Source organism: Lysinibacillus sp. RS11 (assembly GCF_042019215.1).
In the GTDB taxonomy this organism is placed as follows: domain Bacteria; phylum Bacillota; class Bacilli; order Bacillales_A; family Planococcaceae; genus Lysinibacillus; species Lysinibacillus xylanilyticus_A.
This window is the reverse complement of sequence record NZ_CP168124.1, coordinates 2,018,899-2,037,676: the sequence shown is the minus strand read 5'-3', so window position 1 is coordinate 2,037,676 and position 18,778 is coordinate 2,018,899. Positions and strand designations below refer to the sequence as shown.

General features: G+C 31.6%; 22 protein-coding genes and 1 pseudogene. 2 read left to right on the top strand and 21 right to left on the bottom strand.

The genetic code is table 11. The annotated features are described in order from the left end of the window. Positions 1-59: 59 nt before the first annotated feature. The 18 genes from AB9L17_RS10240 to AB9L17_RS10155 form a co-directional block, all read right to left on the bottom strand. On the bottom strand, positions 60-524 hold the full coding sequence (locus AB9L17_RS10240) for a hypothetical protein (RefSeq protein WP_068985554.1): 465 nt from the start codon (positions 522-524) through the stop codon (positions 60-62). Between the two features lie 62 nt (positions 525-586). Next, positions 587-1,189, bottom strand: a complete 603-nt coding sequence (locus tag AB9L17_RS10235) for a hypothetical protein (protein ID WP_068985555.1) — start codon at positions 1,187-1,189, stop codon at positions 587-589. A gap of 359 nt (positions 1,190-1,548) precedes the next feature. Further along, on the bottom strand, positions 1,549-1,842 hold the full coding sequence (locus AB9L17_RS10230) for a hypothetical protein (protein WP_139114460.1): 294 nt from the start codon (positions 1,840-1,842) through the stop codon (positions 1,549-1,551). A gap of 96 nt (positions 1,843-1,938) precedes the next feature. Continuing rightward, positions 1,939-2,586, bottom strand: a complete 648-nt coding sequence (locus AB9L17_RS10225; protein WP_068985557.1) for a hypothetical protein — start codon at positions 2,584-2,586, stop codon at positions 1,939-1,941. A gap of 400 nt (positions 2,587-2,986) precedes the next feature. Continuing rightward, on the bottom strand, positions 2,987-3,490 hold the full coding sequence (locus AB9L17_RS10220; RefSeq protein WP_223556901.1) for an SMI1/KNR4 family protein: 504 nt from the start codon (positions 3,488-3,490) through the stop codon (positions 2,987-2,989). A 193-nt stretch (positions 3,491-3,683) separates the two neighbouring features. Then, positions 3,684-4,358, bottom strand: coding sequence for a hypothetical protein (locus tag AB9L17_RS10215; protein ID WP_223556903.1), 675 nt, complete (start codon positions 4,356-4,358; stop codon positions 3,684-3,686). 92 nt (positions 4,359-4,450) lie between these two features. Beyond that, on the bottom strand, positions 4,451-5,047 hold the full coding sequence (locus tag AB9L17_RS10210; RefSeq protein ID WP_223556905.1) for a hypothetical protein: 597 nt from the start codon (positions 5,045-5,047) through the stop codon (positions 4,451-4,453). Positions 5,048-5,087: 40 nt separating this feature from the next. Next, positions 5,088-5,231, bottom strand: a complete 144-nt coding sequence (locus AB9L17_RS10205) for a hypothetical protein (protein ID WP_375200540.1) — start codon at positions 5,229-5,231, stop codon at positions 5,088-5,090. 89 nt (positions 5,232-5,320) lie between these two features. Further along, positions 5,321-5,746 (bottom strand): hypothetical protein, encoded by a 426-nt coding sequence (locus tag AB9L17_RS10200; protein WP_375200539.1) that lies wholly within the window; start codon positions 5,744-5,746, stop codon positions 5,321-5,323. A 434-nt stretch (positions 5,747-6,180) separates the two neighbouring features. Next, on the bottom strand, positions 6,181-6,756 hold the full coding sequence (locus AB9L17_RS10195) for an imm11 family protein (RefSeq protein ID WP_375200538.1): 576 nt from the start codon (positions 6,754-6,756) through the stop codon (positions 6,181-6,183). A 473-nt stretch (positions 6,757-7,229) separates the two neighbouring features. Next, positions 7,230-7,670, bottom strand: a complete 441-nt coding sequence (locus tag AB9L17_RS10190) for an SMI1/KNR4 family protein (protein ID WP_375200537.1) — start codon at positions 7,668-7,670, stop codon at positions 7,230-7,232. A gap of 260 nt (positions 7,671-7,930) precedes the next feature. Continuing rightward, on the bottom strand, positions 7,931-8,359 hold the full coding sequence (locus tag AB9L17_RS10185) for an SMI1/KNR4 family protein (RefSeq protein ID WP_375200536.1): 429 nt from the start codon (positions 8,357-8,359) through the stop codon (positions 7,931-7,933). A 153-nt stretch (positions 8,360-8,512) separates the two neighbouring features. Further along, on the bottom strand, positions 8,513-9,379 hold the full coding sequence (locus AB9L17_RS10180) for a hypothetical protein (protein WP_375200535.1): 867 nt from the start codon (positions 9,377-9,379) through the stop codon (positions 8,513-8,515). A gap of 446 nt (positions 9,380-9,825) precedes the next feature. Further along, positions 9,826-10,488, bottom strand: coding sequence for a hypothetical protein (locus AB9L17_RS10175; protein WP_375200534.1), 663 nt, complete (start codon positions 10,486-10,488; stop codon positions 9,826-9,828). Between the two features lie 525 nt (positions 10,489-11,013). Then, the gene (locus AB9L17_RS10170; RefSeq protein ID WP_223556923.1) at positions 11,014-11,373 is read right to left on the bottom strand and encodes a hypothetical protein; all 360 of its coding nucleotides are present in this window, start codon (positions 11,371-11,373) and stop codon (positions 11,014-11,016) included. 498 nt (positions 11,374-11,871) lie between these two features. Continuing rightward, the gene (locus AB9L17_RS10165) at positions 11,872-12,297 is read right to left on the bottom strand and encodes a hypothetical protein (protein WP_223556925.1); all 426 of its coding nucleotides are present in this window, start codon (positions 12,295-12,297) and stop codon (positions 11,872-11,874) included. Between the two features lie 91 nt (positions 12,298-12,388). Next, positions 12,389-13,222 carry a CPBP family intramembrane glutamic endopeptidase gene (locus AB9L17_RS10160; RefSeq protein ID WP_223556927.1) on the bottom strand — a complete coding sequence of 278 codons (834 nt, stop codon included), beginning with the start codon at positions 13,220-13,222 and terminating at the stop codon, positions 12,389-12,391. Positions 13,223-13,370: 148 nt separating this feature from the next. Next, positions 13,371-14,165 carry a MerR family transcriptional regulator gene (locus AB9L17_RS10155; protein WP_068986320.1) on the bottom strand — a complete coding sequence of 265 codons (795 nt, stop codon included), beginning with the start codon at positions 14,163-14,165 and terminating at the stop codon, positions 13,371-13,373. A 492-nt stretch (positions 14,166-14,657) separates the two neighbouring features. On the opposite strand from AB9L17_RS10155, the gene AB9L17_RS10150 reads away from it, so the two are divergent. Next, positions 14,658-15,257 (top strand): hypothetical protein, encoded by a 600-nt coding sequence (locus tag AB9L17_RS10150; RefSeq protein ID WP_223556928.1) that lies wholly within the window; start codon positions 14,658-14,660, stop codon positions 15,255-15,257. Positions 15,258-15,744: 487 nt separating this feature from the next. After that, positions 15,745-16,455, top strand: a complete 711-nt coding sequence (locus tag AB9L17_RS10145) for a hypothetical protein (protein ID WP_375200533.1) — start codon at positions 15,745-15,747, stop codon at positions 16,453-16,455. A 431-nt stretch (positions 16,456-16,886) separates the two neighbouring features. On the opposite strand, the gene AB9L17_RS10140 is transcribed toward AB9L17_RS10145, so the two are convergent. From AB9L17_RS10140 to AB9L17_RS10130, 3 genes and pseudogenes are all read right to left on the bottom strand, one after another. Continuing rightward, positions 16,887-17,609 (bottom strand): SDR family NAD(P)-dependent oxidoreductase, encoded by a 723-nt coding sequence (locus AB9L17_RS10140; RefSeq protein WP_068986317.1) that lies wholly within the window; start codon positions 17,607-17,609, stop codon positions 16,887-16,889. A gap of 107 nt (positions 17,610-17,716) precedes the next feature. Further along, positions 17,717-17,882 (bottom strand): annotated as a pseudogene (locus tag AB9L17_RS10135) (DUF2087 domain-containing protein). Between the two features lie 295 nt (positions 17,883-18,177). Beyond that, complete coding sequence (locus tag AB9L17_RS10130) at positions 18,178-18,729, bottom strand: NUDIX hydrolase (RefSeq protein WP_375200532.1); 552 nt, start codon at positions 18,727-18,729, stop codon at positions 18,178-18,180. Between the last annotated feature and the right edge of the window lie 49 nt (positions 18,730-18,778).

Below are 18,778 nucleotides of genomic sequence, written 5' to 3'. Positions count from 1 at the left end.
AATTTCACCGGCTTTTTAGTTTAGAGATGGGTTTTGTCCCATCCTCAAGTAATCTTCACTTACTCAAGGATTTCCAATTCCCCCCACGCAAAAGTGCTATAATTAACTGTCTTTTTCCCAAAATATTTTGCATGTTCATAATTGCTCTTTGTATCTATACCAAAGTAAATATCAAAAAAGTAAGGAGTCACATCCCTTACGCAATTAGTATCTCCCATGTCATAAACCGCAAACGAATCCCTTGAAACAGAATCTGGAAAACTATCTAATTTAGTTGAAGTCGTAATAATTGTTCCTTTTGGTAATTTTGTTCCTGAAGATATATCTCCACATTTAGCAGGACGAACAGCGGCCATAACATATATTTGTGGGGTTGTCCCATGATAAGTTTTATTCCCCAATGGTGCTACATAAGCAGTTACATTTTGAGAATTATAAGTTGCAGCAAACACAGTATCTTTAATTGGTAATAATAACAATAAAGTCGAAAATAAAATCCCTAATAATAAACCTTTTTTCTTCAAATCTAACTCCTCTTTAATAGATTAGATAGCACCCCATTAGCATATTTCGCCTCCTTTTTAGATTAATCAATAGCATCTTCTGTATTACCCATATATTTTCCATCCTTGGGGTTATAGTATATTTCCATCTCTTTTTTATCTACTTGGCCATTTACAGCCATAAATATATTCTTTTCATCCCTCAAAATACGAAAATGATATCCATTTGAAAATTGATTATTTCCAGGTTCTAATTTAAATTCCGTTACTGCTTGCATTACTATTTGATCACTATCCACCTTTATATCATAATCTTTGATTGTTAATTTCTCAGAACCATCCATTAATTTAAAGTTCTTTAATTCACCTTTTTCAATTGCAAATATGAAACGCTGATTCTTATTTGGCAAAGAAATTATCCCTTGCCAATTTCCCTTTTTACCATCGCCACCACTCACTTTTTTATCATCAACACTATTTAAATAAACAAGTTCAGGTTCATCGTCATATGTTTTCGCCTTTTCAATCCCAATTTCATATGCCCTAAGCATTGTAATTTCCTGAAGAGATTCATCAACGTCATAACTCACTTCTTTTAATTGGTTATCCGAAAAGGGATTAAATTTTATAAAAAAGATTGAGCTAAATATTAAAATAATAACTATAAAAATATATATCTTTTTCAATATTCCACTTCCAATCACTTAAATTCAATAATATTCCATATTTAGGATTATTCTATACAAATACTTAATAACCCTTTTAATAATTTGTTTTTATTAATTATTAAAAAAAGAAACAGAGTAACAAATGCTACTTGCTACACTTGCAAATTGAAAACTGTAAGAAACCTAGTCTACGCAAGCCTTCAAAGAATTTCCGAGTGTATTTGGTGCTGGGGAATACTGCCCATAATAGGCTATATGAGCAGTAAAGGTGGTCGTGATTTCGTAATATATACCAAGAGGGTTCGGATGCTGTGAGGTTACTTGTAGGGATAAAAAAAGAAGCTCCATTGAAAGGAGTTTCTTTTTTTATGTTGTCTTTAGGAAATTACACCAGTTGCAGAACATGAAAATGTAACTTCTTGAGTATGTTCAGTTGTAATGCCAAGATAAGTAAGTTTACCTCCAATTGTAAACTTATAAGTTCTTCCACCTTCTATTATTACAGCGTTTACACCTGTAGTAGACCAACTTCCTTGTTGAGGAGAAACATCCAAGTTGCTATAACCAGAAAATACCATTCTTTGTTGAGTAGAATCATGTCTAATAGTAAAGTCTGCGGAAAATGAAACTACTATTTGACTTGCCCCTATATGTATATTAATCATCGTCATCTTGAACATAGTATCAGTTGAATTTTTCCTTTTAATTTTTTGTGTTTAAGGCAGGTTTACCTTTATTACCAAAGGAGTCAAACAATTTTTGATTTATTAGCCATATAAGTAATCGATAAAATTTTCAACAAGTTCATCGTTATGATTTATCTTACTTATCCTCTCTTTTAAATCCTCTATAAAGCCTTCTAGGAATTCAAAAGATTCATCATCTATTATTTCCCCATTATATTTTCCCTGTATTAATTCTATTGTAATTGAGAGGTAATCCAGAAAATCGGAAAATGAGTTTGCAATCGGAAAAAGAGCACCTGATTCATAAGAAGCCATGACTGGTGAGCCTTCTTTATCAGTTACAACCACGACTGGATCATCATTTATATCTGCAATGACAAGCAAAAATGGATTCCATTTTGGATTTTCTTTCAGATCCGTTTCAATCCAACGAAACCCCTCTTGCCTATAAATAAGATTTTCAGGAGAACAAAGATTAAGAGGTGCATTTCCTAAATCAATGCTCGTGCTTTTTAGCTTGTGACCATCATGACGGATATCACAAATTATTTCACAATGTTCATAAAAAAATTTTAATTCAGGAGAAAGATAAATTTTTTCATCTACCTGTAGTTTTACTAATTCTGACCTATAACGTACTCCACCATTCTTTACAACTAGGGATTCTTCTTGAGGATGTTTATTCATTGTCTGTATAAAATTTAATATCGAATCATCTATTTTTTTCATAAAAGCTCAATCCTCTCGTTTATTACTTACAATCCATTTTGTCATAGTCAAACGTCTCTCAGGTGTCACCAAATACCTCATAACATATAATACCATTTTATACCGTTTTAAATAAATTCAATGCTAAAAAAGAGTGGTTTTTCTGCTTCTTACATCCATATGGTATCCATTAAGTGCATCTGGAAAATAAGTATTAGATTTTATACCAATTGGACCATCAGGCATTGATTTACACTCATATCTTTAAAACTTTAAGACAAGGAATCTAACAAAAAAACATATGTAAAGAAAGAGATTGAGACATCTTCTTTACATATGTTTTAGAATTTTTGTAATTAGCTTTTAGCAAAATATTATAGTCATCCAACGATCCAACTAATTATTATCCCTTTCTCCTTGTTTACCTGCCATCATAAGCATCCCCATACGGCTCGAAATTTTCAGCCAACCAAAACCAATTTTCACCTTTACTAGAGTATAAACGCTCTAACAGTTCCGTAAAGCTTTTAGCAATAATCTGACTATCTCCTAGTGTTGCATGGGTTTCCAAGAAACTATCATAGCAATAACCTAAATGCGACTTGCTCATGTCCATGCTAATGTATTGGTTTATTTGTTCAGATTCAGCAATAAGATACCACTCATTACTAATATCCCCCTCTAGTTCCTCCCAAATAACATCATCCTCTGGGTAAAGTCTTTTACTAGTTGGAATAAACTCATTTGAAGAAACTATTTTTATTCCATAAGGCTTATCTATAAACATTTGTAAGGAGTCATAATTGCTAAAAAAATAATTCAAATCTTTTGGAAGAGCTAATTCACTTGTGAAATCTGTGATCCTTTTCACAAGTCTGCAATTACTATCTTGTTCAATTTTTTTAATAATCTCTATTATCCCCATACTTACTCCTTAAATCTCAATTTTACTTGCATTTAGTATATTGAACTCTTTAAAATCGTGCTGTTCCCTACATTTTTGCTCCATTTTCAGCAATATCAGGATTCAAACCATGTCTTGCCAATAATTCCAGTAAAAAACTAGTATTTGAGGTACAGTTGATTTTAAAATGGGTTTAGTCCACATTATCCGTTTCCTACTTGATTCTGGATTTTTTCATCTTCCACCTTAACTTTTCGACATCCATTTGATTTAGTTTCAATTGTTTTGTGTATATGAATATATCTTCGTTAACATACTCAAATCGAAATGTGGTAGTTGGGATAATATTTTTACTTTCATGATAGAAACCATTTCTTATAATTGTATCAATTGTCGCATTGCTATTATATGAATATTTATCCACCAAAAATGTTTCTTCGTTTAATTCCTCGTCTCCGTCCAAGTCAGCGTCTTTTAAATAGAATGATACTTTTTCAATCACAGTCTCTTTAAAAACTACACAATATACTTGTTCTAAAACGATTTCATCATTATCGTTATTTAGAAACCTAAGATACAGTTTCATTCCATCTTCTTTTATTACAAAAACACTGCCCCATCCCTTATTTTCATTATCATAAGAATAGTACAGTTCACCATCTTTTAACCTATTTACTATAATAGCTTCATTGGATTCAGGCTCAGTTTTATAGATTTTGGGCTTCTTTAATTGATTCAGTGCATATTGATATGGGAAAAATTCCAAATACGAATCACTCCATATAACCGTATCATTTTCTACGTCTTTCACTTGGTCAAGCATTTCTTCGTATGAGTCGTAATATTTTTCAAAAATTTCGAGCAGCAAATCGTAATCTTTTTTTATCATCTTGTACACTTCCCTAATTTTTTACTGGCCTAATTAAAATCTCATTCTTTGAATTGAGAACCTCTAAACAATTGTATTTTTGATTTGAAATTTCAATTGTTTTGCCATACTTCATAAGTTTGATATCTTGAATAACCAAAAAAAGGTAAACCATTTAGTTTTTCTCTAATGTCGTTAATAGAAAGTTTCAAATTAAAATATTTTCTTATTTCCATAATAAACTTGTTTACATCATTTGGTATTCTGACTATATACACTTTTACCGCATCTATCAAATCAAGTTCGTTTGAAGGTGAATCTTCGTCATCTATAACAGGATTATTTTCAAGCCAACTAAATAAATCAATATCTAAAGAATAAAAAGGCGACGACAATGCACCCAAATCTTGATAGAATACGTTTAGTTGGTCGCTATTCTTTTTTAAAAACACTCCTTGCCCCCCACCATCATCCCCTATCAAAATATAATCTGATGCGTAAGCACTTATTTCATACAACTCGTTCCTTTCCAATGCAATGTCAAAACCATAAATATTTATTCCGTTTTCAAATGTAACTTCCTTAAAAAATTTCCAAAACTCAATTAGTCTCGTATGTATACTAGTTTGAAAACTGGTATTGATCTCATTTGCATCAATGTTTCTTTCTGTTCTAGTGATTAATGGTGTCGACTCAAAATTTAAAATCATTGATTTCCTCCAATTCAATGTTACTTAGTCCATTAAGTATTTATAAGCTTCTCTTACACTCAACTCCCATGACTAGAGAGAGTGTTTTTGAAAACTCTTTTTTATTTAACCAAAGATTTTTCATTCGTTCTTCATCTCTATAATAGTAAATTATTATACTTAAAATATCTGTTTTTTCTTTCATTTTATAAGCATCTCCCTTTTGAACCTCGTGCTCTTGATTAAAATGGACGTTCGCCTATCATCATTACGTGCTTACAATTCAAACTCTTTTTAATTGCTTTTATCCAATTTTTCATCAGCTATTCTAAGTCCATCTGGCAAAATAAGATTGTATTCTTGGGCCACAACTTCAATAATTTCATCATAACATTCAAGAAAATAATGCTTAAATCCCTTTTCAACCAGTGTCTTTTGCTGATTCAAAAAGTCGGAATCAATCACTTCACAAAAACACGTATCCAATAAATTTTCGTTAAAATAATCAAGACCACAAAGTCCAAACTTGACTACATTTTTAAAAATGAAAGAAATATCTATGTATCGTTCTTCTGTGGAAATATTTGATGCCAACGCTGTTGCTAAATTTAACGAAAGTTCAACTTCTCTTGGAAATCGTTCCATGATTAACTTATTTAAAATCAACGCATCTCTAGCATTTATTACACCCACTGTTGTATCAATAAATCTGGTTCTCATTATGCCCTCCATTTCTTTACATAGAGCAACGAATTTCAATTCGTCCTATCGTCTGTTTCAGTGCTAAAACGTCAATTCAAAGTCCTCATAATATTCATAGCTGACTTCACTACCCACTGGATGAACATTTTCGTACACAGCCTATCTTTGTTAAAAAAGTAATAACTCTTATGACCTAAACTATTCGTAATTTCGTTATAACCCTAATTATATGAAAGTTCACCTAAAGGACATTGCCATCTCCCCATGTTTGGATTACTCATGCACCTGTAGTTGGGCCATCTTAGCGACTATCCAGATGATATGGTCTATCTATATTGTTTCGGTGCTCGGAATGAACCTTATCCTCGAAGACTGCTCGTACGTACATTAGCATCCGTTTGGAATGCATGATATAATTCTGATCCTTTTTATCACGTTCAAACATAAACAATCTAATCTAAAAATTCCGGTCTTAGGCGACTTCCCTCTTTTGCAAAGAGTAATCCTTTTAGTTTATTCTTTCTATATCCTTCAACAAAAGCCTCAGATACAACTATCATGGAAGGTCTTATGCTCATACGATAAATATGCTCTTGTCCAAGTTTTTGATAATTAAAGTATATGCTTGTAATTCGACCAACTTTTTTAGGATCGTTTGCAGTCATATCATATTCCGATTTCTGTTCATCAAAACAATCAGAAACAGCCAATATATTCAGTGCAAAGAAATCTGTGTTCATCTCGCCTTTTTCGTCTACAATAATAGCCGGAAAAAATTCACAGGCGTTGTTAGCAATTTCCTCTAAAAAACACTTCATTTTTAAGCTTACTAAAGGCGCACCAACTGATGGTAACATGTCGTATTTGTTAACATATTTATCAAGTTTATCAACTTTGTAATAAATACTTTCTATACTAAAAGATGATACTCCTGATTCTAATTCATATGATTTCACCTGATTCTTTTGATCATCTTGGTGAAAATAAACATCCCTTTTATAAATCTCCACTAATCTATAGTACTTCATTCGCACCACTATCCTTTACAATGTAATTGAATTTTTCCATTCCTCAAATTTTTAGTGTCTCTAATTAACTTTTAATTTCATCTCTATATTGCGTTTGAGTCCAATTAAGAATCAGCACGTAAGATTGTCTCTTCTTTATATGTACTTTGATTTTGGTATAAATTTTGTCTTTCTATCAAAACGGACTGCATAAAGTCTCTCTTTTAATTCGTTTTCAGAGAAACTTGATATTTTATAGATAGAATAAAATTTAAGCGCAAAGTTCCTACTTAACTTGGGCATTTAATTTAACCTCCGATAAAGATAATCCATTTTTTTCACCTACCAAGTGATCCTCTGAACCATCCCTGCCTAACTTCTCTCATACGTTTTTGTCATCTCATCAAAGCAAATTCCCTTAATGAATTTCCCTTTCATATCACGTTCAACGTAGCTCCTTTTAACTAACTGCTTAATATGACTCATGTTAGTATTTATTTGATTACTTCTTTCCAAAAGTCTATATTATCTGAGTCGAATGTTTTTATTACTATATCTAAAAACTCAGTTTGGGTGTTTTGAGTTCTATGAAAATATGCTGTTCCTAACGCTTGAATTAGTTTCGTAAAAGATTCAGCTATTTTTATTTTTTTATTAAAGGGTGTCTCTGAACCAAAAACGAAAATGTTCCCACTATTTACATCCATAATAAATGTAAAGTGATCCCCAATTGCTATACATATAAATTGATTGGAAAAATTAGCTACATCTTCATTTGACAAATGTTCATGGAAACTTATTAACTTTTCTAGATAATTTGTTTCACTCCCAAAATGTATCCCTAAAATACTAAAATCACCAAAATCGTAATTTAAAATTAAATTAACAAAATCAGCAGGGAATTTCACACCAAGTCTTCGCTCTACTTGCTCCACATTTTTTTGCAGCCCAACTTGTTTCTTTAGTCTTAATCCTGTAACAATTGACTCTATAGGAATAAAATCTCTATCTAAAATTGTTGTTATTTCCTCAATATTTAATAACGTATTATTTATAATATTTCACACCCTTCATTTACAATGCCATACTCCATCCGAACGAACGTATGTTTATTTCGGGGGGGGTACTTCTATCCCATTTCTATTCTGATAAAAAATAACGGCAAATCGGTTGGTAATAATTACCAAATTACCATTCAGCAAAATTCTCCTCGACGAAACTTTCGAAAGATTTCGATAAAATTTTTTTCTCCTGAGTCGTGGTAGTATATTACGACTTTCCCGTTAGCATTTATTGCTCTTGGATTACCTGAACCATCATCAGAAAAAATTAAGCTTTTGTTAATTTCAGGAGAAAACTCATCTCCTTCAAATGATTCTCTGCACCAATTCGTCAAATTAATAATAGTTTCATTACCCATTGATGACCCATTAGAAAATGCATGAATTGCTATTCCTGCATAAGAGCCTCCAAATCGCTTAATAAATTCTTTATAATCATCATCTAGCTTTATTTGAAGTTCTTCCTCCGCTTTCGCAATCTCATTAAGCGTAGCAGTTACTCCTTTTAATTCAGGATGTTTTTGGAGAAAACATTCTATTCTTTTCATCAGTTCTTCTTTCATTTTTCCTTAACCCCTTTTTATTTACCCCCTACAAAGCATTCCTGATATTCTCCACCGCTTCTCTCGCTTTTGCTCCAACTAAACCTTCATATACATTTTTGATTTTGCAATAAACAACTAGGGGCGAAGTATTCATGCACTTCTAATGATTCGTTAGATTAAAGGGCGATATACATCTTTCCAGTAAGGAATCATCTCTTCTGAAAAAATATAAATGAAATCATTAGAAGATAGGTTTCCTAAATTATCTAATGCAATTCCAAACTTGAAATATATTTTATAGTTTCTGTTTATAAAATACTCTTCATTTTTTAAACTATCCAATTTAGATCCGAGCTCTGATACCAATTTATGATCAATAAAAACTTCCTCTTTACAATTTAAAGCTAGTTGAATTAACTGTCCTTTTTCATTATACATCGCTTGACTATTCGTCCTGTTTTCTGTAGTTATCCCTCTTTTATTATTCTTGCTTATTTTCAAAGGAATTCCCCATATTTTTTCAATTTCACTCGGTTGCATGCCGAATGTCAATAATCCTACAGATTGATACGGAGTAATTTTATATTTTAAGTTTATTAGCTGATTTTCAATACTTCTGAATGGAAAACCTGATTTTATATCTTTCTCGTATATATTTTTTTGATTATCTGAATAAATTGTTAATTGAATTCCGTCATCAGGAAAATCTAAACCGTAAATCGACATGTTGTACTGAGGAAATAAATAACATCTATCAACAAAATACGGATCTTCTTTGAATAAGAATTGCTTTGATTCATTCATTAAATCAATTTTTTGTTTATTCAAGAAAATAATCTTTGGATTGTTCACAGAAATACTTACTAAAACATCATCAACAAAATGAAAAACATAATCATCTTGATATTGAAAAAATTCTTTTCCATTGACATTTTTCTTATCCAATTCACCTATGATACTGTTTAAGTCTGAAGATGTCATAGATAGCTTTATTTCGTTTATCCCGATTTTAGGTAATATTTTCAACTCTCTTCTCATAACTTCTACCTCATCTACAATTTGTTTTCTAGAAAATCTTTTTGTTCCCCATAGGTTATATATCCATTGTCTCCTGCGTATTCCAACACTTCTCTTATTCTATCGCAATTCAAAGACCAAAAATATCCATTTTTATCACTTTCTCAAAATAACGAATCAACCAACTATTCGAATCTTCAACATAAGCATAAAGCAAGCGTAGGATTTCCACCCGCTAGTCCAATCGATTCGGGTTATCTATACTTACTCTCCGAATGATAGTGTGGTGTTCACGAAATACATGAATTAAACCAGTTCCATTTCTAACAAAAAAACCATGTAGAAAAGAAAGTTTATTCTTCTCTACATGGAGTTTTGGAATCAGTTCCTACCGCATCCGCTAATTACAATTCCTTACACTCTAATCTAAATTCCCTATTTTTGTTTCGCATTACCTGTCACTGATGTCACTGTTTATTTTTTTTTGACTTTCTAGAGGTATACAATAGATCTTCAACAACTTTTAGATTTTTTTTCAATTGTTTCGAGTAAATACGTACATCTCCATTTTCATACTCAAATCTAAATGTCCTTGTGGATAAAATTTTTATTTTTTCTCCAAAGAAACCGTCTCTAATAATAGTATGAACAGTCGAATTGTCATTATATGAATATCTGTCAACCATAAACGTCGCTTCGTTCGTATCATCGTCCCTTGTGTAGAACAATCTTTTTTCTATCACAGATCCTTCATATATTATATAATATACTTGGCTTAAAACCATTTCACCAGCCCTATTACTTTCAAATCCAAGACTGATTTTCTTTTCAGTTTCATTTATTATAAAAGAACTCCCCCATCCCTTATTTTCAGCGTTATAAGAAAAATACAGTTCATTGTTTTTCAACTTATTCACTATAATTCCTTCCTTAGATTTCGGTTCCTTTTTATAAATTTTTGGTTTTGGTAATTGATTTAATTCATATTGATATGGGTATATTTCTAGATAAGAATTGCTCCAAATAATCGTTTCATTTTCAACGTCTTCAACTTGTTGATGCAACATATTATATGAAGAACTGTATTCCTCATATATTTTTACAATCATCTCGTACTCTTTTTCTATCATCTTATACACTCCCCTAATTCTTTAGTTATTTTGTTTCCCAAGTCCGTCCTTTATTTAGCTCCTTCTTTATTTCTCTTCAGTTCATTCTCAAACTTTTCTTTATTATCTAATCTATCGAATAGCTAGTATTTGCACTCTTTTCTATGTAGATCATCATGTTGATGAGAAGTATCTGCCCCAACTATTACTTTATCATTATTCTCGTGTCAGTAACCAAATCCCATTATATTTTCCATCTGAATCAATTCCATGTGCCTTGAATTTGTGCAACAAGTGAATTCATTCTCGGGTCTCTAGTTCCTGAATGTTAATAATGTTGACATTTTCGCTCTTACAATAAACGCAATCTCCTTATTCAACAAAAGACCTAATTTTCGAAATTTAATACTCATAGCTAAAACAAAATAATAGAAAATTGGCTCGTTATGACATGAAAAGTCATGGCGAGTCTATTTTCTATTTGTACATGGGCATCGTTTTTACTTTTCTAAACGGACGTCTACTTTTTTGAGAATAATCCAGTCCTTAATACCATCTTCTGCAGGAATATTGCTCATAAAAATTATCAACATTTTCCTGACTTAGTATTTTCATATCATCAAAAAGACAATCAAGAATATCTTCAGCAATCTCTGCGTCTTCTGCACAACCTGTATTTTTTGCCAGAAGTTCTACCGCTACTTTTATTATATACCCTCTGTCTGCTTCAGACAGAGTACTATCATTATATACTTGAATTATTAATTTTTTTATTTGTTCTTTAGTCTTTTTGTTTTCAATGTAATCTTCCTCTTCAGTTTTGAATTGCTCATTGTAGTAGTTTTTGTAGTAGTTCTTTAAAGAATCTCTAATTTTGTCGATTTCACTACCGTAATCTATTTTCATAATTTAACGACCCCTTCCCTTTTTATGAAAAGTAGAAGCACTTTTAGGTATTTCACCTTGAATGAGTACCTCCGCATCTTTCGCTACAACCTATATGCTGGATTCCCAAAAGCTTCATTTAAACAAACTTCGTAATTCCTCATATTCACCAAACCAAAATTTTAGTGCAACTTGATTTATACCATCTCTCCCTTTCCACCAATCAACGGGATATAACCAATCTGAGCTATGTCTAGATCTTGGGGCTAAACCAAGGTTTATGAATTGATGTAAAAAACCTTTATGCTCTTCTGTTTCTAAAATACTACAGAAACCAAGCGTCTCCAGTAATGCTTTTCTTTGTTCTGCATTTGATTTAAATCCTTCAACTTTTCCAATCTTTTTTTGAACTTTAGATGGTGAATCATTACTTTCTGCATTTCTAACAATTTCAATTATAGATTGAAAAATTTCAAAATCTTTTTTTGTCGGCTTTACATGCGGAAGTTTATTGTGCTGTTAAAGTATAAAAGCCAAATGATATATTCTTCCGCTGATAATTCCGCCTATATTAAATCGAATACTATTAATAAACGAAAAATCCACTAACTCATACGGTTTACTTGAACAAATAATACAATTTACTCCATTAGATTCGATGAAATGTTTTGGAAACATCCTTAAAATGTTATATGCAGACAATCCAATTCTCCAATCTAAACGACCGGAACTTAAACTTGATAGAAATAAATCTGTCATATTCTTCTTTTTACACTTATTTAACTCTTGCAAAGCAATCTCTATTGTTTCATCATGTGTTTGTGTAATACTGTCAAACATATAACCTGCATCCTTAGCAAATTCAAAATCTTCCTTTGCAGTTCTATCAGGATTAAGTAAATCGTACTCCAATAAAATTTTTAAAGCCTTTTTATTCAATTCCATTTAGATTCCTACTTTCTATCCTTTACACTTAAATTCTTTATATGATAATTCATCTAATGTAGGTATTCCACTACCCCCATCTACTGCACATTTAATAACAATTGATATCTCCATGAATAACGTTGATTTCTTCCTTTCCATACAATACGTTCTTTGGATTTATCACGATGAGTAAAACAGCCACTACTAAATAAAGAATTGCGTTATACATGATTAAATCGAGTATGTTTCCATTAATTAAGCCAATATAAAAATTAAAGAATTGGTGGATGATGATTGGGACGATTAAATTTTGATTTAAGTTATAAAATGCTGTCATGACGATCTTAGTAGACATGATTGCAATCATAAAGAATAGAATATATTTGATTAAATCACTGCCTACAAGCCCTGTAGTAAACCATATAGGTAGATGCCACATCCCCCACCAAAATCCTATGATGATCGAAGCTATTAATGGCGAATGCTTTTTTTGGAACTCCATTTGAGCGAAACCTCTCCACCCTAATTCTTCTCCTAATGGTCCAGAAAGAAGGTTTTTTATAAAGAAATAGACCAACATTCCCCATGATGAAATAGTAAAAATAGCGTCTACTTCACTATTTTTCGATACGAGAAATAGAATCATCAAAAATATGGAGGCTTGAATTATAATTGCAGTAAGAATCACTGAAAATTTTAGTTTATTGTTGAACTTATCTTTTACAAATTGGATAAAACTTTGCCCAGGATAAATTTTTTTAAAAAGTATTGCAAAAGAAAAGGTTGAGGACCAAGCTGATATGCAAAACATTACATCCATAACCCATGCAGGAAATCCTAACATGCTGATGATCCCTATTAGACAAAAAAGTGGCAAAAAAATGAGATTGGTAAGTAGAATAAAACTTGCTATTGGTTTTTTTAATATCTTTTTACTTTTCATGCATATTCCCCGCTTCAAACTAAGTATTTCGTAAATATACGCGCATATTTACCAATATCTTCAGCTTAAACCTAGGAGTTACTCACAGGTCAATACTGCCTGTATTACTTTATCCCGTAGTAACGAGCACTAAAATCCAATTTCCGTTTCACTTGATAGGTGCATAAATTTCTAAAAATACACGTTCAAGTCCATCTTCGTAAGTGGTAAGTAGTTGATTAATATATACTAGCCCCAAAAGCTCATACCCTTTGTCTTTTGCTTCTTTTCTTAAACTAGCTTCCACGTTATGGTCAATACTTTTTCCACCAGTTGCCCATCTTCCATCTTCAATAACGGTATAAATACATTTTGGATGAGATCGAATTTCTCCTCCTATTTCTTTATCTAAGTCGTCTACTTTTCTTACGACGAAAAACTGATCGTCTATAATACCTTCTTTATTGAAACTTATGACTCTTCTTAAAGATGTTAGTGTTACTGCTTTTTTTAAGTTTTCTACATTCTTTTTTAGCGTTTCATATTCATCAAACGCAGTAAAATGTTCTATTTCTCCTTTTATTTCTAAAGGCTTCATTTCTTTTACTATGTATTCGCCTAAGAATTGTTTAACTTTTTCACAATCCTCTTTTACTGTCTGGAGCTTTTTTAAAAGCAGCTTTTTATATTCTATCTCCTCTAAAACCTCTTGTTCTTTCTCTTCTAGCAATGATTTTATTCCCTCTATACTCTTACTTTTTCTTAATTCTTGAATTTTTTTAATTTCAATATCAACTTCTCGATAGAAATTTACTGTTGTTATATCGTAAATATCGAAATGATTATATTTTCTATACCCATTCTCCATATTTTGCTTAGGCTTTACTAATTTCTTTTCTTCATAAAATTTCAAGGTATCTCTAGAGACTCCTAAAAATTTAGCTACTTGTCCTATGGTGTACATGTTACTCTCCTTTAACATTGCTATAATCTTTATGATATTTAAAGTAACACTTGAAAAGCAGTGCCATGTAATAGTGGACGCTGTGAACTTTAACTGCGAACAGAAAACATTACAAAGATTAGGATATAAACGAAACATAATTTATTGTCTTTATAACCATATAATACTATTACTTATTAATAAATTAAAAATGCAGGATATAAAAAATGATGACTGTTCGTATTAATGAGGATTTTGTAACGAAGCATTTTCCTGAATAAAGAAACGCGGGCATATGTAAGCCGCCCTCTTATAAAGTTTATTCATGTAGAAATTTAGATGTCCCCATCCTACCGGGTCTCTCCGACAGTGCAGTAGGGAGCAAAGACCTCCGGATTATCGTCTCGCCATGCTCAAAGAGTCTGTTTTATTACACTGTTGACATTGATACTGCAAATACCTGGAAATTCAATTGCTAAATCGATATACTTTGAAAGAGAGGGGGAGAAAAAGATGAATAAGTGGTTAAAAGGTTGGACCATATTCATTTTTTCAATTGGAGGAATAGCGATATTACTAATATTCGGAACTGTCTTATTAATTTTTAATTTTAGGGCATCGTTAATACCAGATGAAAAAGAAGAAGCAAAGGTACTTTCACAAGCCGAACAATACTTACAAGAGAAATATCCAACCATGGAATACGAAATCTCCGGTGTCGAGTATGATACAGAGTCGCAACACGATAAATTTGATTATGCTGCAGTGATTTTAAATACAAAAACACAAAATACGTTCATGGTTTATGAAAATAGACATACGAACCAAATGGAAGATGATCTAGCATTTCAAGAGTTATCAACATTCATAGAACAAGTAAAACCGAAAGTTTATAGTTATATAACTGAAACATTCGGAGAACCACAAGGTATGGCATTTACGCCTTCAATCGATCCCCCCTCTTCGCTTACTATAAAATTAAATAACAAAAAAGAAGAGGTAAACGAAGAAATGTTTGAATCTTTTATTGATTATCTTCAGCATGAATTAAAAGTCGAACACGCACATGTAACAATTATGTATGAAAATGAACATTGGGATAAAGAGTTTTAATAAAGCATGAGGATACATTTTTCCCATGCTTTATTTTGATAGCCTCATAAATGGGATAAGAATGGTAAGGTAAAATTCAAAAAGATGTGTCATAATAATTGCTTGACTCCGGGAAGCATCATTTGTTAAACACAAGCTCAAAATTTCTATTTGTATAATCAATCACCAAACGCCCTTCTTTAGCAAGATCACTGCCAAACACCACCTAGATTAAAAAAAGTAGCAAGATTTGTAAACATCTCTCTCATGTTGTCTAAGCTGATGGATTGATTCTCATTCAGATAAACAATTAAACTTTCGATGCTGTCTAATTCTCTTTCTTTAACATCACCCAAGCCACCAAAGAAGATATTTATAGGTATCCAATACACTTAGACGTACAAAAGAATTACCTTTCTCTAAAAAATAGGAATAATCACCTGCATAAAATTAATTTTATTGGAAAATTTATGATATAATTGTAAGAAATGGATAAAGGAGGATTTTTTTGAAAAGAAATTTTTTGTATCTTTTTATGATTAGCACAATTTTATCAGTCATTTTTAGCGGTGTAAAACCACAAGAAACAAAAGCAGAAACTATAGCAAATCTTGACCCCGAAAATCTTGCTAAAGAAGAAACAACTTCAGAGAGTAACCTACGCTTAGTTACGTACTTAAATAAGATGTTTAGCGATAACAAAGAGCTAATAAAACCTTCTTCTATAAACCGCAATTCTCACATTAGAAAACTAAAAAAAAACATTTACAAACTTTCTGAAGCCAAGAAAATCGTTGATGGTCTAATAGAAATGCAAGATAAGATAAGACTTGGAGAAACCTACTATTTCACAAAGGCAGAAATAATTAAAATCTTATCTCCTGGATTCACACCTGAATATATTGATAAGTATATTAAAGAAGATATGATGTTTCTGGAAGATAACAACAAATATATATTTAAAGGCACTGATAATATAACAGCAAATCCAAACACAATCTTTATAGATTCCTGGGAAGAAAATCAATACGTTAAAAAACCTACTGTAACTTATAGCAAAAAGGATGGTAAAGAGTATCTACTTATCTCTCAATATAGGAAACCTTATGAAAGTATGGTATCTTCGCACAATGGATTTTACAGCGACCTGTATTTGATAAAAGAAAATTCAACATCTGATTGGAAAGCATATGATATGAAACACCCAAAAACAAAATAAATCCGAATAGAAAGTGAACTTCTGGTTCACTTTCTATTTTTGATTTCTCTAAGTTATTTCCCTCTTCAATCACCCCAATCATTAGACATCAAGAAATCCTATTTTCAAGAAAACATCCATCGAAAAAGAAAAGACCCACTTAAAAAACATATTTATAGATATCTAATGCCTGAAGCTTTAAATGCTTAGTCGATCATCAAACATTAATGGGATTTGAAAACCAAACAGATCTTCAATAATTCCGTATGCTTTTCTCGAACTCATTTTCAATCAATTGAGTTGAGTTTGCACGTTGAATGAATCTAAAATGGGATTATAAATACTAATGATATGTAAAGTTCAAAGGAAATAATTGTAAAATAAGCATCATTTTAAACGGCCCACACGTTGAACAAAATCATTCAACATATGAGACGTTTTTTTATACTGAATTATACATTCATATCTGTAATAGCAGGAATATTTATTTCCTTGACACATGAAACTGGTGATAGATTAATCACACATTGGACAATGGCTACAATATCTTGTACAGGAATACGTGTACCTTCATACAACTTAATTGCTTTTTCAGCCCCTTCTTCAAAAGGTACTTCAGCAGCAAGTTCTCCTGGATTAATACACGTTACAGAAATCTTATCTTTTCTCACATGCTCGCGTAAAGCATTTGTAATGCCTCGTAAGCCAAATTTAGATGTCACAAACGAAACTTGCGCATTATTCGTATGATCTAAACCTGCTGTCGATCCTATTAAAATTATTTTCCCATTCTCCGCCTGTCTTAAATTAGATAAAAGCGCCTGAATATATGTAATTGTGGAAGTTAAATTAATATTAATTAAGTTTGCAATATCCCCAACTTCATCGTTATCAAACGTATAGTCATCTTCAAAACCACGCTTTTCCCATACTCCAACATTGTAAATTAATACATCAATAGCAACGCCTTTTAAAGCTTCTTTTAAAGCAGGAATATGTTGTTGACTAGATAAATCAATAGTCAGCCATTTACGATTTACGCCATCATTTATATCTAAACTACTTGGTCGAGTACGTGACACCACCCATACTGTATCCCCTTCAATTGGTAAACCCTTTACGAATGCATCACCTAATCCTTGGCTTGCTCCAAATATAATAAAGTTCTTACTCATCCCATCACCCTTTCTATGTAACTACAACGTAAGTATAGTTAATATAAAAATTAGTAACAACTAAAGTGATTTCTAGGAATATTTGGGTAATAAAAATTATCTATGTTTTAAACCTCTTTCACCCAATAGGTTGTACAATCATCGCTACGATTTAGAAAGCCATACTCAATTAAGTATCTTCTAAGTGAAACATAATCGCTAGTATAATAGCTTTAAAACCTCATTTACTTGTTTTTCACCATATTTATTACCTACCTCAAACTTCGTGACAATGTGTGCAGCAAAATAATGTTTCTTTTTTCCTTTCTCGGAAAGTCTTCAATAGAACCATCTAAGCCAAATTAAAAGTATGTCGCTAGTACTTTTTCTTTCTCTTCTCCCGTAATCGCATAACGCTCATCGACCTTTTGACTTCGGTCTTAAACTCTTCTTTATTTACTTTCCAAGATAATCTCCTCTTCATTATCATTCCAACTCTCATTTATCCAGAATGTTTGTAAAAAGGTGTCCCCGCTTGTTGTAGAAACACCCACTTTAACTTACTAAGTATTGTTAATTCTTCATATTTTCATAGGTTTTCTGCAATAAAATTTTTTGCCATAAAATAAGCATTTGCCGTAAATAGCTGTGTTTTAATTTTATTTGCAACCATTTCATTTCCAAAATTATCAAATTCAAACAATTTAACTTTTATCTCTTCTGTATCATCTAAGTCTTGTTCATACGCTTTGAATGCTTCCAGGATTAGAAAGGTTTTTACTTTATTGTTTTGTGTTGCCGGATTCACCATAAATTCACCTAAGAAAATCGGCCTTCTTAAAGAAGTGTAGCCTGTCTCTTCTTTTACTTCTCTAATTAATCCTTCTTCGTCTGTTTCATTTCCTTCTTTTTTACCAGCAGGGACTTCTAAGAAAAAGTCTTCCCCAGCATAACGATATTGTTCAACCAGCACAATCTGGTTTTCTTTTGTTATTACAACTGCATTTACCCAATCAGCATATTCATTGACATAATAATCATCAATCAATATGCCATTCGGAAGTTGACAATGATCTTTTCTGATATTCCCGAACGGACTTTTGTGCAAATACTCTGACTTTATCCTTTTCCATTTATCCATAGTTTCCCTCCAAAATTTGTTACTTCAATCAATTATACCGAGGCATAAT